Source organism: Corynebacterium sp. HMSC14H10 (assembly GCF_001807105.1).
Taxonomy (GTDB): Bacteria; Actinomycetota; Actinomycetes; order Mycobacteriales; family Mycobacteriaceae; genus Corynebacterium; species Corynebacterium jeikeium_D.
Map to the genome: position 1 here is coordinate 179,402 of NZ_KV787412.1, position 15,313 is coordinate 194,714.

Genomic DNA, 15,313 nt, shown 5'->3' on the forward strand with positions numbered 1-15,313 from the left:
CCACTCATCGATGGGGCACGAAAGAATTACCGCCTGGACATTGTGTCCGGGCGGTTTTGGTTCTCCGAGGGCAGCCTAGAGCCGCCAAGAGAGCCTAGGAAAACTCAAATTCCACGTGGTCACCATCACGGATCACGGCGCTGGTTGCGCCGTTTTCCAGGTTCAGCTCGACAACGAGCGAGGGCATCTCGCCGGAAGCTCCAGTCTCGCCCAAGGCCTCGGCAGCATCGTCCACGAGCGCCGCGTCGGTTGCGGTCACGCGGTAGCGAAGAAAACCATTGCGCAATTCATCAGTCTCCACGCGAGCGGAGTGCAACCATGGGAACCGGCGTCGCACCGCAACGAGCTGCTGGTAAGCGCGGTAGAAATCCGCGCCAAGCGTAGAGAGTTCCTCCGGACTATCCGGGAACACTGGACGAATCTGGTCGTCACCGCCGATGCGTTCCTCTTTGAGACCGGTGTAGCCCTGTTCGTCGCCGTAGTAGACCAGCGGCACACCGGCCACGGTAAACAGCACCGTCGCCGCCAGCACGGCCTTGTCGGCCCCTACCTGCGTCGCAATGCGTGAAACATCGTGGTTTCCCACAAACGTCACCGGCACAAAAGACTCCGCGAAGGTGTTATGGCGCTTCAGAGTCCAGTCCAACTCGAAGAAGTTTTCCTCCTTCAGCGCAGACCAGGTCGCTTTCCACAGCTCGTACTCCGTCACCGAGTCCATGCCGGACACCGACACAATCTCCGCATAGTCACCGTGGATGACCTCGCCGTAGATAAAGGCGTGCGGGTGCTCAGCACGCACTCGCGGCAAAACCTTGTGCCAGAACTGTGGGTCCACTGCGTAGGCCGCATCCAGTCGCCAGCCATCAATCCCCCGCGCCAGCCAGTAATTCATCACGTTGACGACAAAATCAACAGTCGCGTCACTGGTGTGATCGAATTCGACCAAACTCTCATGGCCCTCAAACACCGGCGCGGTCATGTCGCCATCTGAGTGAGTAAACGCAAAGAGCTGTGCTTCTTCAGAGTCAGGGTTTTCCTTCGCGGTCTTCAACGCGGGTGCCTCTGCCCCGATGTGGTTGAAAACGCCGTCGAAAAGCACTTTGATGCCACGCTCATGGGCAGCTTCGATGACAGCCTTCATGTCCTCTTCGGTACCCAGGCGCGAGTCAATGCGGTAGTAGTCCTCGGTATCGTAGCCGTGGCTAGTCGACTCGAATACTGGCGCCAGCTGCAGCACGTTGAGCCCGAGCTCCTGGACGTACGGAAGCCAGTCAATCAGTTTGTGAATTCGATTGCCCGGCGCGGCGCCTCGACCCTTCTCACGGATGGGCGCTCCCACAAACCCCAGTGGATAGACGTGCCATCCAATCGCCCACTTCGACCACTCAGGTGCGGCAGCGAGCGTCTTATCAGGGGCGTTGGGGGTCGTGGACATTGTCCTATGCATCCTCTCTAGGTGCCTGAGGCTGATTGGAATTATCTGATGCCGCCGCCTCAGGACTCGGTGAGGTCTCCCCCGCCGATTCGCTTGACGACACCCGCGCCTGCCCCGCATGCGACTGCGGCGTGCCAAGACCTGCCTTCCGCGGCCGTGGAGGCACGGAACCTGCTGCGGGCATGGTCGGAGATGTGGCAGGGCGCTCCGGCGGATGATTCTTCGACGGGTTCAGTGCGTCGAGCGCGATTTGGATTTCCGTGCGCATGCCATTGACCATGGCTCTCTCCACAATTTTAAACTTGGAATTGTGGAGAAAGAAGGGATTACCCGCTTCCGGGCCACCGGTGCCGAGGAACATGTAACAGCCCGGCGCTTCACGGGAAAAATAGGAGAAGTCATCCGAAGGAGCCCACGGATCGGCAGCGAACACCTTAGAGTTGCCAACCGCCTTCGTCGCCGCATGCCAGGCACGATTGACTGCAATGTCGGCGTTGACCACCATCGGGTACGGAATCTGCCAGTCGAAAGTCGCCTGTGCGCCGTGAGCTTGGCAGACGCCGTTGACGACGGCCTCGATACGCTGGCAGACAATCTCCCAGTCGGCCTCATCCACCGAGCGGATGGACACTTCCAGGTTGGCCGTATCCGGAATCACGTTGCCGGCCTCACCTGAATGCAGTGAGCCGACGTTGACGATATTCATGTGCTTTGGATCCACATCGCGGGAGACAATCGTGTTCAGCATGAGAGTCACCTCACTGGCGATGAGCACCGGGTCAATCGACAGCTGTGGGTTCGAGGAGTGACCGCCACGGCCACGAATCGCGATGGAGACAATGCCCGACATGGTTGTCACTCGCCCAGCGCAAATTCCCACATGCCCCACCGGATGCGGCGCGACGTGGAAGGCATAGACCTCATCCAAGTCATCGGCGGCACCCTTGTCGACCAGCTCACGAGCACCGCCCGGCAGCATTTCTTCGGCGTGCTGGAAGATGCACAGCACCTTGCCGTGCAGCTGATCGCGCATTCCAGAGAGCACCTTCGCCGTGCCCAGCAGCATCGCCGTGTGAACATCATGACCACAGGCGTGCATCACACCTGGCGTGCGCGAGGCATACGGCAGTCCCGTTTCCTCCTGAATCGGCAGGGCGTCAATATCCGCGCGGTAGCCAATCACACGGCCAGTGCTGGGGTCGCCCGCTGTTCCCTCGATGACGCCAATTACGGACGTCGGGGTCAACCGGTACGTCGGGATGTCCCACTGATTGAGCAAATCCTCAATCATGTCCGAGGTCCTGTACTCCCGGAAGCTCAGCTCCGGATTCTGGTGCAGTTGGCGACGCCATGCCACCGCCTCTTCGATAGGTACTTCAAGGCGGTGCGACGGCAGGGTGTCGTTAGCATCAGTCATGGTTCATAGCATGACAGAAAATAGGCTCCACGACGAGCAGCTACGGAAACTCCCTCACCCATTTTCGCTTCACGACGGCCACAGCGCCCCGACATCTCCCCTGCTAGAGGTGACTTCAGCGCTGCCAGCGAGCTGCTAGTTTCCGGCACCCCAGAAATCCACGGTGAGTTCGGCCAACCACCATGGATCAATCGTGCCGCACATCTCACGCGCCGAGTGCATGGAAACCATCGCAGCTCCGATATCAATGGTGTCGATACCCAGTCGCGTTGCAGTGATCGGGCCGATAGTGGAGCCACATGGCTTGTGGTTCGCAGAGACAAAATACTGCACCGGCACTTCCTGGCCAATGCGCTTGGAGGTTTCCGCTGCGATTCGGACAACCTCCGCCTGACCGGCCGCCGTGGTGGCGTAGCGCTGGTTGGCATTTATCTTCACCACTGGGCCAGCATTGAGTTCCGGCTGGTGCCCCGGCTCGTGTTCGCCTGCATAGTTCGGGTGCACACCGTGTGCGCCGTCGGCCGAGAGACAGATGGAACCGCGGTAGAGCTGCTGGGTGCGTTCCAGGTCTGCGCCTGTGGCCGCTGCGATGCGGGACAGAACGTCGGCAAGCAGTGGCCCTGCAGCGCCCGTGGTGGAGGCGGACCCAACTTCCTCGTGGTCGAAAGCGACCATGACAGGGATAGTGGTTGACGTGCTCCAGTTTTGACGGAGCAAGGTCTCGAAGGCGACCAGGGAGGAGTGGACGCTGAGCAGGTTGTCGAGTCGACCTGAAGCCAGGAACTCATCGTGAGCACCAAAGGTGCGCGGCTGCTGGGTGTCGAAGGAAATGAGGTCCCAGGCGACGATGTCGTCGATAGACAGTCCCGCAGCATCGGCGATGACCTGGTGCACATCGGTACCGAAGGTCTCCAGTCCGATGATCGGTGCAGTGTGATTCTGCTTGTGGAGCTTCAATCCCTCTTCGTTAACTGCACGATTGAGGTGGATAGCCAACTGCGGGATACGCGCGACCGGGCCAGTGCGAGCAAGGTGCTCATGGCCGTTTTTATCAATTACCCGACCAGCGAACTCGATTTCACGGTCGGTCCAGCTTCCCAACAACGCGCCGCCATAGACCTCTACAGCGACCTGCGCATAGCCTGCGGCGGAGGTGCGCGCGTTGGGCTTCATACGAAAACCGGGCGAATCCGTGTGAGAACCCACAATACGGAAACCGGTGAAATCGGCAGCCGGCGTCTCCGGGACGACCCAAGCAACGGCAGCGCCATCGCGACGCAGGACGTAGGCACCGGGCTCGCTTGGCCACTGCTCGTGCTCGTCGACGACCGTGGCACCGGCTGCACTCAGACGGTCAACGACCTGTTGTGCCGCATGAAATGAGCTTGGCGACGCAGCCACAAAATCTATTAAATCCTCAACGTGACTGAGCGCTGCCGCCGGAACGCTGCGCGATGCCGCGTCCGAGGTATCCGCCGAATCCGGGGACTCAGGGGTGGGTGCCGAAGAAATAGCCATAACCAAACTCCTACTTCACATTTGATTCCGGATTTCATTGTATTGGAGCCCACAACTGACCGTGACCGAGCATTGAGCCGGTCCACAGTGTGATGCAGCTTTCATGTTGGGAACGGTATCCACTTAGTCACTTTTGCCCGTTTTAACTCGATATCGGGCATATTCAGACATATAGTGGCAACCGCATCAAAGAAAACCATTTGAATACAGAAACTCTCAAACCGGAATCCTGACCGGATTCCGACCACAGAAAGGGTTTATACCGTGAGCCTTGAAAACCTGTTCCCCCGTTCTTTCACTACCAAGCGCGCCTTCTTCTCTCAGCCGCTGCGCGAAGCTCTTACCCGCGACACCAGCAGTGACGCTAACGCAGTCCACTTCGGCCACCAGGTTAAGAGCGCCCGGAACGAGATTTACAGCGACATGTCTGCCCGTGACATCGTCTCTATGCTGAGCCGCTAAATCTAGCGCTTCCTCAAGTCGAATAAGACCATTGGCTCTGGCTGAGGAAATTTTAATGTCTCCGCGGCAGCTAATTCACTGCCAAAACCAGCTCCAACCTCGCCTGCATCACCATCGCCGTACCGATGTACCGCAAACGCGTGGCAGCCACCAACAACTAGCATCAATGCCAGCGTCAAGAGCATCGCAGTAATCCCCGAGTACACAAATCCGCCGGTATACGGCGTAGCAGCAATCGGGTTTGTCACAGGGAACGTCAGCAGGACCACTAGCAACGCAATACCGATATACGGCCACTGTCTGGTCAATCGGTTCCGCGCCATGGCGGCCAAACCGAACACAGGCGTGACCAGCATCAACATGTAGTGGGTCCAAAGAATCGATGAGAATGTGGCTGCAATAAGCCACGCGCCGGTGATTAGAAACTCAAACCGGTAGACCGGGTTCAACCACGCAACTGCCGTGACCATCAACACCACGCCGAGCGCAATACACAGTGGAATCGTTTTCACGTGACTCGGATAATCACGAACCACTGTTACTAATAAATCAGGATTGCCCAGGTCTGTGGCTAAAGTCGACGCCAACGACTGATTCGCACCACCGACCAAGACCGACGCACCAATGTCGTCGATTCGGTCAATCCAGTCCGAAATAACCGGCATGTCAATGCGGATAAACATCCAGACCGCCAGTACCGCCGTGGTGGCCAGCGACCAGAGGGCTGCGCGCCGTCGATAAGCGAAAAAGAGCATCACGGCGATGAGCGCATACGGAGTCAATTTAATGGATGCGACAATGCCGAGGACGATGCCCGCGAGCCAAGGACGAGTGCGCGAGGCAGCAAGCCCATAGGCGACGCCCGCGACAATCAGCGGTGTCGTCTGACCAATCCAGAACGAATTGAGAGTGGTCGGCAGGGCGAATACGCATGCGGTAACCAGCGCTGCGATGCCCCAGGGCATGGTCGACCGAAACCACAGGTGGTAGGAAGCTGCGACCAGGACCACGACGGCCATTCCGGAAAGAAACAGCAACCAAGCAACCGAGGTTTCAAAGCTCATGACGTGGGATATCGCTCCCAGAGCCTTTGCAAACAAAGGGTTTTGCACAAAGGGATGCGTAAATGGCGCAGACACTTCCTGCGCCAGGCGTGGCCAGACCTCTCCGCTCATGGCGGTGAAATCGATTGGATCGGCATCATAGAGATGGGACTCAAGTCCCCTGTCCATCAGTAGCCCGCCCACCCAGAGCGACGCCCAATCGTCCGGCTGGGTGCGGCCATTCCAGGCCAGCAGCGAGGCAAGACCACCGAGCAGCGAGACCAGCATAAGAGGCCAGCTCATCACAGGCGATTGCGTCAGCGCAGGGGCCTGATTGGGTTTGCGAACCCATATTTTTCGCGAGGCCCGCGACGGAGACTCCGCAACAGCACGTTGCGACTCCGCAACCTGTGACGATGCCCCATCCTGTGACACCGGTCCTTCTGCCCGACTATGCCGTCCCACGTTCCTCCTCATCGCTGGTAAGCGCCTCTATCTAATGTAGTGATTCCACTACAGCAGTGGTTACAACCCGCAGGAACCCGCAAGGTATGACGGCTTACTTTGAACGAAGTGCCAGGTAGACGACAGTTGGCGGCTGTGATGGTCGGAGGGACTACCGGAACTGCGAAATAGTGCCGATGGTCGTGATCAGCTGATCTCCATCGCTGTCGACCACGGCGGCAATGGGCATACGCTCCATCTCGTCCGGGCCGACATCGTAGCCCTGCGAGACCTCTGCCGTAATAATCTTTCCAGTCGGGCCGTCCTCAATGCGCGGATTACGGACGACCACATGAACCAGACTGAACTTCGCGGTGAAGTGAACTTCTCCGCGGTAGCTCTCCCCTTTGGCATCGCTGCTGTCATTGTCGCGGGTGAATGAAACGACTCCGGCCTCAGGCTCTAGGGCACCGTTCTTGGCAGTGACGCCACCACCCAGTGCGCCGAATACCTTCTCCAGCGCAGATACAGAAATTACTAAATCCTCACTCGAGGGAGCCGGAGCATTCTTGCCCGGAGCATCCGAATAATTCAACGGAATATAGATTTCCTCGGCCGCATTAATCGAGCCGGCTGCCGGGTAGACGTAAATGCCCCAGTTATCACCAGCTGGAGCCTCTGGCGGGTCAACAACAATGCGGGCTTCAAAACTGCCGTCATCTGTCATCGGAGTAGCCTGACGAGCGATAGAACGCCGCATATCGACGCCCTGGTTCGGTATCGCCTCGAGAGTTCCAGCCGGCGTGACCCAGGCAATGTTGTCGTGCGGATGTTTCCGCGCCGAAGACGGAGCACCTTCACTTGGCTTCCACGAGTCTGGGAACGCACTGTAGAGAACGTAAACACCATTGGGTACACCCGGAGGAATTGGAAGCGGGTAACCACCACGGTTGGCCGACGGATTGAAACCACTGCCGCGAACAATAAGAACATCGCCGCGATGAACCGTGGCACCTTCAGCTGGTGTGCCGTCTTCAAAAGTGACAGTAACTTCCGGGGATTCGACATACTGTGAATCCTGCGGCTGGAAGTTCTCCGCTGGATTGATCACATTGGGAAAATTGTCCGGCACGATTGGTTTCGCAGTTTCAGCCATTGCCGGGGACACAAACGCCGAAAGAACCATGGCGCCGGACAGCGAAACCGCAGTAACACCTCTGCGCGCACTCTGCCTCACCGGTCGACGCTTGCCTTCTCCAACGGGCGATGATTCGGAGCCGGACGAAAGGCGAGTTTCGTGAGCCCCCGCAAGATGGCGGTGGAAATGATCGAAAGTCAAGAACTTCAGACTGTGCATACAAGCAATGTACACCTGCATATTAGGCTCACCTAACGCATTTATTAAGGCGCGCCTTATCCACCCCCGTTTGAGTCTCAACGCTGGGATTGGAAGAAATGGTTGAGAGCAAAAGAAAACCGCGGCCAAGCCCAATAGAGCTCGACCGCGGCTTACTTCAGCATCTTCTAAGACAACCAGCTACTCCGCGGTAATCGGCAGGTAGACGCGGCTGCCCTGATCAGCGAACTCCTGGGACTTCTCAGCCATGCCGGCCTCGATCGCTTCAACGGAGTCCAGGCCGTGTTCTTTCGCGTAGTCCTGTACGTCCTTGGAAATACGCATGGAGCAGAACTTCGGGCCGCACATGGAACAGAAATGCGCGGTCTTTGCCGGCTCTGCAGGCAGGGTCTCATCGTGGTAATCCAGCGCAGTGTCCGGATCCAGTGCCAGTGCAAACTGGTCATGCCAACGGAATTCGAAGCGGGCCTTCGACAGCGCGTCGTCACGCTCCTGAGCGCGCGGCAGGCCCTTTGCCAGGTCAGCGGCGTGCGCGGAAATCTTGTAAGTAATCACGCCGACCTTGACGTCGTCGCGGTTCGGCAGACCCAGGTGCTCCTTCGGTGTGACGTAGCAAAGCATGGCGGTGCCAGCCTGCGCAATGATGGCCGCACCGATAGCCGAGGTGATGTGGTCATAGCCCGGCGCGATATCGGTTGCCAGCGGGCCGAGGGTGTAGAACGGAGCTTCCTCACACCACTCCTCTTCCCACTTCACGTTGTCGGCGATCTTGTGCATCGGAACGTGGCCTGGACCTTCAATCATGACCTGACAGCCGCGGGACTTGGCAATCTTGGTCAGCTCACCGAGGGTGCGCAGCTCAGCCAGCTGAGCCTCATCGTTAGCGTCGGCAATGGAGCCCGGACGCAGGCCATCACCGAGGGAGAACGTGACATCGTACTGCGCCAGAATGTCGCACAGCTCAGCGAAGCGGGTGTAGAGGAAGCTCTCCTGGTGATGCGCGAGGCACCATGCGGCCATAATCGAGCCACCGCGGGAAACAATGCCCGTCACGCGATTGGCGGCCAGCGGCACGTAGCGCAGCAGCACACCCGCGTGAACGGTCATGTAATCCACGCCCTGTTCACACTGCTCAATGATGGTTTCGCGGTAGATTTCCCAGGTCAGCTTGGCCGGGTCACCCTTGACCTTCTCCAGCGCCTGGTAAATCGGCACCGTACCAACCGGCACCGGGGAGTTACGCAGAATCCACTCGCGGGTTTCGTGAATGTCCTTGCCAGTGGACAGGTCCATGATGGTGTCCGCGCCCCAGCGGGTCGCCCACACCATCTTCTCCACTTCTTCAGAGATGGACGAAGTCACAGCCGAGTTACCAATGTTGGCGTTGATCTTGGTGGCAAAGCGCTTGCCGATAATCATCGGCTCAGTCTCCGGGTGCTTGTGGTTGGCCGGAATCACGGCACGACCCGCAGCCACCTCTTCGCGCACAACTTCCGGATCCACACCTTCACGAGCGGCGATAAATGCCATCTCCGGGGTGACAATTCCCGCACGGGCCCATGCCAGCTGCGTCTTGACCTTCGGGGCGTCCTCAGAGCCTGCAACCGCCGGCACTGCCGGAGCCTTCGGCCACGAGTCACGAGTCTTAGCCAAACCCTCCTTCAGGTTCAGCTCCGGGTTTTCCTCGGTGTAGATACCCGAGGTGTCGTACGCATCGAAGTGAGTACCGTTCGTCAGATTGATTCGACGAACTGGAATGCGCAGGTTCGCCTCACCGAAATCGTTGCTGAACGCAACCTCGTCGTAATGCTTGTTGCTGCGGTAAATCGGGCCAGTTGTAACCTCGCCCTCTTTCGGCGGAGCGGATACAGATACACGTGCGGCCATGAAGCAACACATCCCTTTCCTACGCTGGTATTACCCAGATTCAGGTTCGTCCGGTCGACGCTCGATCCCTAGCGTCCTCTCAGTGCCGGAATTTCGGTTGGCACTCCCGTGGTTTTGTAATGCGCCTCATAGTCTAACCAATCGTTCGGATTACTTCGGTCATTACACCCATTACTTCGGTCATTACACCCACGTTTGCCGCCAACGCTTAACGACGGCACGGAGAACGCACCCCAAAGATGCAGGTTGTGGCTGTGCAGAGGCGTGGTTCTGCGCATCGACCGCGTTGTCCACACCCCTAAAAAGTTATCCACAGTCGCTCTATTTTTCGGCTTCTCAGCAAGCGCGAGTGTGATCGCAGTGTTATATCTTTCTCACACAAATTCTTTGGGGAGGGAAAATTGAAAAAGGCGACTACTGCCGCCCTACTGTCAGCACTTCTATGGGGAACAACGGGGACTAGTTGCGCATCGACCGAGGCATCCGGCGAGGACGTTCAACCTGTCGGCGACAATGCGACAACCATCACTACTGACTCGGGCGTGACGTTACCTGCGGGTGTGCTTCCACCCAACAATCCGCCGAAGCCCGGTGATGCTCCACTTGGTCCCGATGGGCACTACAACTACGACGCACCCGAATTCGTCCTGACCAATCCGTGTGACGACCCTGAGATTATGGGGCGCTTAGACAGGCTGGGGTTCCGGGAGCAGACGTACATGGAGGGCCGAATCGAAGGTAATAAACAGATTGGCTGCGTTATCGAATCCGACGCTTCCGGCCTGTTGAGCATCTGGCATGCCGCGGTCGCTCACTCGCAACTCGAGCGCTACAGTGCCGAGCCTTTGGCTCATCACGAAGGAATTTTCAATTGGGTGACATTCACTCAAACAGAACCGCTCGGAAGCTCTGCCTGTATTGCTTCTGTCGAAACAGAACAAGGGGCTCTCGGATTCGTTATCGACACAACCGGACAAGATAGCCCTGACCCACAGCACCGACGATGCGCTCCTGTAAATGAGCTGTTAATTGATTACTTGGGGGAAGAATCATGATGCATGCCGTAATTCCAACAATCGACTCTGCAATTCAGAAGTTCAGTATTACGAATGTTCTAGCAAGCGGTTCCAGATTTATGCAGCCCAACTTGGCCGGCTACTCACAGGTTCCGTCACTCCAGCTGGTGGCGACAGAGCACAGTCTGGCAATTTCCGGCAGTTCAGGAAGCTCTGCAGCCGTCGGCTTGTCTCTGGGCAAACAACTCACCTGGGCGCAAACGAATCTCGCTGACTTCCGTCGCGTGATCACTGAGCACGAATCCACCATGAATCGGATTCTTCGAAGCATTAACCCATTCAATGGTGACGGCGCTTCCCTTGCTGAAGTAGCGCGCACAAGCGGTGTATTTCAGCGTCGACCGATGTTTGAAGCTGGAAGTCTCACTTTCGCGCCAGTCACTCTTTCCGCGGAACTTGGTCTCGATGCGAAGTCCCTACTTTCCATGTTTTCCTCGACAAATGACGGTGCCGTAGCCGAGGCAATCGCCTACTGGAACAACTTCGCCGACACTATGACCACGTTGGCCAGCAATCTAACCTCCATCTCATCCGGCTTGGTGTCGAGCAACAGCGGTGCTGTCTTCTCTGCTGCGGATACGACAATGAAAGGTCTAGCCGCACGCGCAACCAGCATCGCCACCGCATCTGAGGTCATGGCCGGGCACCTTGCCGTATTGCCATCTGTGAAGGCGATGGCCGTCAATGCACTATCAGCGATCGAAGCCGAATCCAAGGCACTCCCAAACCCTGGCGCGCAAAAGGCTTTTGAACAGGCCGAGGTAGCAGCCTTTCTCTCTGGTCCGTATACCGCACAGCTACAGACAGCTATTCCCCGAATTCCTAACCTGGTTTCTGCCGATGCGGGAAGTGGTGTGACTGCCGAGGTGTCCGTTGGAGCCACAGTCGCCGGGCGTTCTGGAACTAGCCAGTTCAGCCTTTCGCCTGCGGGGATGACTGGAAGCATGCAGGCCGCCAGCACACCAGTTGGTGCCACCTCAACTGTTCCGGATTCTCCAACACCACAATCCACATCCGCGAGCCCTTCCGCTCCTTCGCACGTGCAACCGAGCACTTCGACTTTGTCGAGCTCCACAAATCCGTCTGCTACCCCTGTGCACCCAGCATCACCTAGCAGCCCAACGAGCTCCACAATCTCGCCAACATCCCCGACCAGCACATCAGCCATGGCTCAACCGAATGCGGCGAATCCAGCCATGGTCGCTCCTTCGGGAGCGAGCGCCCCACTTCAACGCACATCACCGCAAGGAGTCTCGCCTTACGGAGTTCACGGCAACCGGCCGGCTGGCTCCCTCGACGCAGGGCGCACTGCGGGGCTCACACCAGCGGGCAATATCCCGGCACTGCCGTCTTCTGGAAACGCAAGCCCCCGTCCACCGGCCTCGGGACTTCCGACTTCGAGTCCCGGTCGTATGCCAGCGCCAACAGCGGGGCGCGGGATGGGAACCGGCTTGGGGCCCGGGGTTGCTGGTTCTGCCTTGCCAAACGCCTCGAATAGCCCTGCACAGCGCGGAAGTGGATTGATGAATTCCCTAATCAGCGCGCGCAACAGTACTGCTACCGGAGCTACGGGTGCTGCTGGCGGAACCACGGGCGCCGCTGCTGGAAACCGTGGCGCAGGGGCTTTCGCGGCCACCACTGCGGGCAATCGTGGCGGACTGCTCCAAAAGGGCTCCGCACCGTCGGCACGCAAACTGACAAACGTGGCCACCATCAGGGATAACGATGCCGGCGCTTTCGAGCAGAACGAATACCAGAAGGAGCTTTTCGGGGATGCGCCAATTACTATCCCGGCGGTGATTGGTCACAACGTCCGATCGTAAAGCTCCGACCGTAAGCCTCCGAGCATAAAGTCAGCGCGCAAAAGCTGATCTTTACCCGCTCGGGCGCCACGGGGGATCAGGCTGGCGATCGACGACGTCATCACGATCTTCGCGCCCGGCTCCAACAGTGGCACGAACGCACGGCAGCCGCAGACCGCCCCGAGCAGGTTGATGTCGAGCGCGCGGTGCCACGTGTCCATGGTGACGTTCTCAATCGCCCCGCCGACCGCGATGCCCGCGTTGAGCACGAGCACGTCCGCCGCGCCTATCGCCGCGGCCGCCGCCTCCCGGTCCGCGTCGGAGGTGACGTCCAGCTCGCGGTAGGTGCACGCATCGCCGAGCTTGACGACGTCCTCGTTCGCCGAGTCATGCAGATCGGTCGCGATGACCGAATCGCCGCGTGCGACGAAGCGCTTGGCCAGTTCGAGGCCGAAGCCGGAAGCGGTGCCGGTGATGAGCACGCGCCGCAGGCCGCGTGGTTCGGGGGAACGGCCGAAGGGGCCCTCGCCGGATGCGGCGGCGAGGCCGGTCCGGGCCGGCGAAATCGCTCCGCCCGTGCGGCGGTCAACCCCGTGTACGGATCTACGTGAGCATCGACAGCAGGAACACGGAGTCCTCGTCTGCGTCGACCCGGTGTGGGACCATGGTGGGCAGGTGTGCGACGGTCCCCGGCGTGAGGACCTCGGTGCGGTCGCCTACGGTGAAGCGCACCTGGCCCTCGATGCATTGCACCATAATCGGGTGTGCAGCGCGGTGATCGGGCAAGGCCTGGCCGGAGCGGAAACGCATGGCGATGATGTTTACCCCGTCGGCCGTCTGCAGACGTTTCACCGCCGGGCCGTCGCCGTCCTTGGCGGGCGGAGCGGCGGCGACGACGTCATGAAGGCTCAGAGCCTCCGGATCGGCGGTCAATTCAGCTTGCTGGTCGTCGTCGAGGAACTCAATCTCGGGCCCGCGTCGGACGGCGGGCGATGCTTCGCGCCCGCTTTCGGAAGCGTTGGAAACGGCACCCGTCGCATCGGCGGCGTCGGCGGAATCGGCGGTGTCGCGCAGACGGGCCACGATGCCTATCGAGGCGAGGGCGTCGTCGTTCTCGACGAAAACGCTGCGCATGCCGAGAACGCGCTTACGCGCCGCGGGGTGCTTGATCATGTTGCCTGCGATGCGGGCAACTCCGGAGATCCCTTCGTCTTCGATCATCTGGGAGGGCTTGAGCAGGCCCATCTCCGCAATGCGGACGTGCTCGACCTCGAATCCGTGTTCTTCGAGGAGGTTTCGCCACTCCGCGACGGTGAGTGGTCGGGCGTTGACCCGGATGGCCTTGGACATCGCGATGCGAATCTCATCTTTCGTCGCCGCATCCAGGTCGTCGGGGGTCAACGCCAGTTCGTGGATCGCGTAGCGGCCGCCGGGAACGAGAATCCGACGAACCTCGTCGAGAATCGCCGCCTTGCCCTTGTCGCCTTGCATGGTGAGCATCGCCTCGCCCACGACGGCGTCCGCCGAGTCATCGCCGAGCCCCGTCGCTTGGGCCTTGCCTTCGGTGACCCGGCCCCTGTGGCCAACGACCTTGCCGGTCGTCTTGGCGGCGTCGGGGTCCTCGTCGATGCCGACGTAATCCCCCGGTGCGCGATTCAAGATTTCCGTCGCCGTAATCCCCAGTCCCGGTGCGAGTTCGACGACGCGGGCGTCGGTGAGGCGAGCCCGGTCGAGAATCCACTCCGTCATCTTCCGGCCACCGGGTCGAAGGACCTTTTTGCCCAGTCGGGCCAGTAGCCAGTGGCCCTGGAGTTGTTCGAAATCTCTGTCGCGTGCATTCATGGTGCGTCTCACTCGTCGTGTGGCCGGGCCGACGGTGTCGGCGGCTGCGCCGGCCCGTTAACCCGCATGTAAAATACTGCTTTAGCAATTAACTTAGCCTTACCTGGCATATTTGTCGAGGGGTTGGCCCGAAACGCCGAACCGGGCCGTTGCAACGTAGATGTCCGACGACCCGGTCGATCCGAAAAAGGCGAGGTACCTGTCCTTCGGCGTCTGGTCTATACCGTCATCCGGTGTCGTTTGGTGGGCTCAGTCGATGCTGCGGTCCATGGTCCAAGCCAGCACCTCGGCATCGTTGATGGCGGTCATGGGCAGCGAGTCGACCTCGTCCGAATCCGCTGAATTCGATCCGTCGGCCGTGATGCGGGCAACGTCGCCGTCGTAAAGCGTCTCGTCGCCGAAGGATGCCGAGCCGCAGGCGACGAAGAAGTGGGTGAACCGCGACAACGGCACGTCGATGGTGCGGCCTGCGGGAACCCGGCCGATGCGCAACGTCGCGCCGGTGGTGCCGATGGTCAGCGGCGCGAGGCCCGGTGTGCCCGACGCGACCGGGACCAGCGTGCCGTCGGTGAGAGCATCGTTGAGGTCGACCTCGTCGTGGGAGGGAGCGGCACCGAGATCGTCGGGCGGCAACCAGGCCTGGACGACCCGCAACTTCTTGCCGTCGAGGTAACCGGAGGCATTGAGCTCGGAGTGGCGGATCCCGCGCCCGGCGCTGATTCGCTGCGCCATGCCGGGGTCCCTATGTGGATTGTCAATAGTCAGGCGGAACTTGCACGTACATCGCATGGGGGTGTTGTAGCCATCACTGATCGCCGAGCCGCATCATGCGGGCCGGCGGTGATTAGCCCAGCGGCCTACGCAGCCGTGGCGATGGTTCTAGCAGGGATTTCTCGGAAGAGCTTACGCCGAGTCAACAGGGCATAAATGACGTTGTAGCGCCGCCGGGCAAGGCACATCACCGTGGCATTGTGCTTCTGTCCTTCAGCCCGTTTACGCGGGTAGTAGTCGCGCGATGCGGGATGGCAGT

12 protein-coding genes, 1 pseudogene and 1 riboswitch are annotated in these 15,313 nt (G+C 59.6%); of the genes and pseudogenes, 3 read left to right on the plus strand and 10 right to left on the minus strand.

From position 1 onward, the window contains the following. Nucleotides 1-94 precede the first annotated feature (94 nt). From HMPREF3135_RS03210 to HMPREF3135_RS03220, 3 genes are all read right to left on the minus strand, one after another. Nucleotides 95-1,435 carry an alpha-amylase family protein gene (locus HMPREF3135_RS03210; RefSeq protein WP_070437980.1) on the minus strand — a complete coding sequence of 447 codons (1,341 nt, stop codon included), beginning with the start codon at nucleotides 1,433-1,435 and terminating at the stop codon, nucleotides 95-97. A 4-nt stretch (nucleotides 1,436-1,439) separates the two neighbouring features. Continuing rightward, complete coding sequence (locus HMPREF3135_RS03215; RefSeq protein WP_070437983.1) at nucleotides 1,440-2,852, minus strand: M20 metallopeptidase family protein; 1,413 nt, start codon at nucleotides 2,850-2,852, stop codon at nucleotides 1,440-1,442. Nucleotides 2,853-2,987: 135 nt separating this feature from the next. Continuing rightward, nucleotides 2,988-4,370, minus strand: coding sequence for a M18 family aminopeptidase (locus HMPREF3135_RS03220; protein WP_070437986.1), 1,383 nt, complete (start codon nucleotides 4,368-4,370; stop codon nucleotides 2,988-2,990). 264 nt (nucleotides 4,371-4,634) lie between these two features. Between HMPREF3135_RS03220 and HMPREF3135_RS03225 the strand changes: the two genes are divergently transcribed. Beyond that, a complete protein-coding gene (locus HMPREF3135_RS03225) occupies nucleotides 4,635-4,832 on the plus strand; it encodes a hypothetical protein (RefSeq protein WP_048732933.1) in 198 nt (65 codons plus the stop codon). Between the two features lie 2 nt (nucleotides 4,833-4,834). On the opposite strand, the gene HMPREF3135_RS03230 is transcribed toward HMPREF3135_RS03225, so the two are convergent. The 3 genes from HMPREF3135_RS03230 to thiC all read right to left on the minus strand — a co-directional run bounded on the left by HMPREF3135_RS03230 (nucleotide 4,835) and on the right by thiC (nucleotide 9,563). Continuing rightward, nucleotides 4,835-6,178: a glycosyltransferase family 87 protein gene (locus HMPREF3135_RS03230; RefSeq protein WP_224784043.1), complete on the minus strand. Its 1,344-nt coding sequence runs from the start codon at nucleotides 6,176-6,178 to the stop codon at nucleotides 4,835-4,837. Between the two features lie 313 nt (nucleotides 6,179-6,491). Continuing rightward, on the minus strand, nucleotides 6,492-7,658 hold the full coding sequence (locus tag HMPREF3135_RS03235; protein WP_246818301.1) for an HtaA protein: 1,167 nt from the start codon (nucleotides 7,656-7,658) through the stop codon (nucleotides 6,492-6,494). Nucleotides 7,659-7,856: 198 nt separating this feature from the next. Next, nucleotides 7,857-9,563 (minus strand): phosphomethylpyrimidine synthase ThiC, encoded by a 1,707-nt coding sequence (thiC, locus tag HMPREF3135_RS03240; protein WP_070437989.1) that lies wholly within the window; start codon nucleotides 9,561-9,563, stop codon nucleotides 7,857-7,859. Continuing rightward, a riboswitch (TPP riboswitch) is annotated at nucleotides 9,562-9,683 on the minus strand. (Overlaps the previous gene by 2 nt.) A gap of 281 nt (nucleotides 9,684-9,964) precedes the next feature. Here thiC and HMPREF3135_RS03245 point away from each other — a divergent pair. Further along, a complete protein-coding gene (locus HMPREF3135_RS03245) occupies nucleotides 9,965-10,618 on the plus strand; it encodes a hypothetical protein (RefSeq protein WP_070437992.1) in 654 nt (217 codons plus the stop codon). Next, the gene (locus HMPREF3135_RS03250) at nucleotides 10,615-12,462 is read left to right on the plus strand and encodes a hypothetical protein (RefSeq protein ID WP_070437995.1); all 1,848 of its coding nucleotides are present in this window, start codon (nucleotides 10,615-10,617) and stop codon (nucleotides 12,460-12,462) included. Before HMPREF3135_RS03245 ends, HMPREF3135_RS03250 begins: the two co-directional genes overlap by 4 nt. On the opposite strand, the gene HMPREF3135_RS03255 is transcribed toward HMPREF3135_RS03250, so the two are convergent. From HMPREF3135_RS03255 to HMPREF3135_RS11545, 4 genes and pseudogenes are all read right to left on the minus strand, one after another. After that, nucleotides 12,444-12,923 (minus strand): SDR family oxidoreductase, encoded by a 480-nt coding sequence (locus tag HMPREF3135_RS03255; RefSeq protein ID WP_070437998.1) that lies wholly within the window; start codon nucleotides 12,921-12,923, stop codon nucleotides 12,444-12,446. The two genes, HMPREF3135_RS03250 and HMPREF3135_RS03255, sit on opposite strands and share 19 nt — an antisense overlap. A gap of 121 nt (nucleotides 12,924-13,044) precedes the next feature. Then, entirely contained in the window at nucleotides 13,045-14,283 is a 1,239-nt protein-coding gene (locus tag HMPREF3135_RS11650) for a methyltransferase domain-containing protein (RefSeq protein ID WP_083280599.1), read from the minus strand. Between the two features lie 249 nt (nucleotides 14,284-14,532). Further along, on the minus strand, nucleotides 14,533-15,015 hold the full coding sequence (locus HMPREF3135_RS03265; protein WP_048732946.1) for a pirin family protein: 483 nt from the start codon (nucleotides 15,013-15,015) through the stop codon (nucleotides 14,533-14,535). Between the two features lie 125 nt (nucleotides 15,016-15,140). Beyond that, nucleotides 15,141-15,313: pseudogene (locus HMPREF3135_RS11545) on the minus strand (IS110 family transposase); the annotation flags it as partial.

Bases quoted from the DNA above. Each gene is read 5' to 3' on its own strand.
- HMPREF3135_RS03230 (WP_224784043.1), bottom strand. From the start codon at position 6,178: ATGAGCTGGCCTCTTATGCTGGTCTCGCTGCTCGGTGGTCTTGCCTCG.
- thiC (WP_070437989.1), bottom strand. From the start codon at position 9,563: ATGGCCGCACGTGTATCTGTATCCGCTCCGCCGAAAGAGGGCGAGGTT.
- HMPREF3135_RS03210 (WP_070437980.1), bottom strand. From the start codon at position 1,435: ATGTCCACGACCCCCAACGCCCCTGATAAGACGCTCGCTGCCGCACCT.
- HMPREF3135_RS03250 (WP_070437995.1), top strand. From the start codon at position 10,615: ATGATGCATGCCGTAATTCCAACAATCGACTCTGCAATTCAGAAGTTC.
- HMPREF3135_RS03265 (WP_048732946.1), bottom strand. From the start codon at position 15,015: ATGGCGCAGCGAATCAGCGCCGGGCGCGGGATCCGCCACTCCGAGCTC.
- HMPREF3135_RS11650 (WP_083280599.1), bottom strand. From the start codon at position 14,283: ATGAATGCACGCGACAGAGATTTCGAACAACTCCAGGGCCACTGGCTA.
- HMPREF3135_RS03220 (WP_070437986.1), bottom strand. From the start codon at position 4,370: ATGGCTATTTCTTCGGCACCCACCCCTGAGTCCCCGGATTCGGCGGAT.
- HMPREF3135_RS03215 (WP_070437983.1), bottom strand. From the start codon at position 2,852: ATGACTGATGCTAACGACACCCTGCCGTCGCACCGCCTTGAAGTACCT.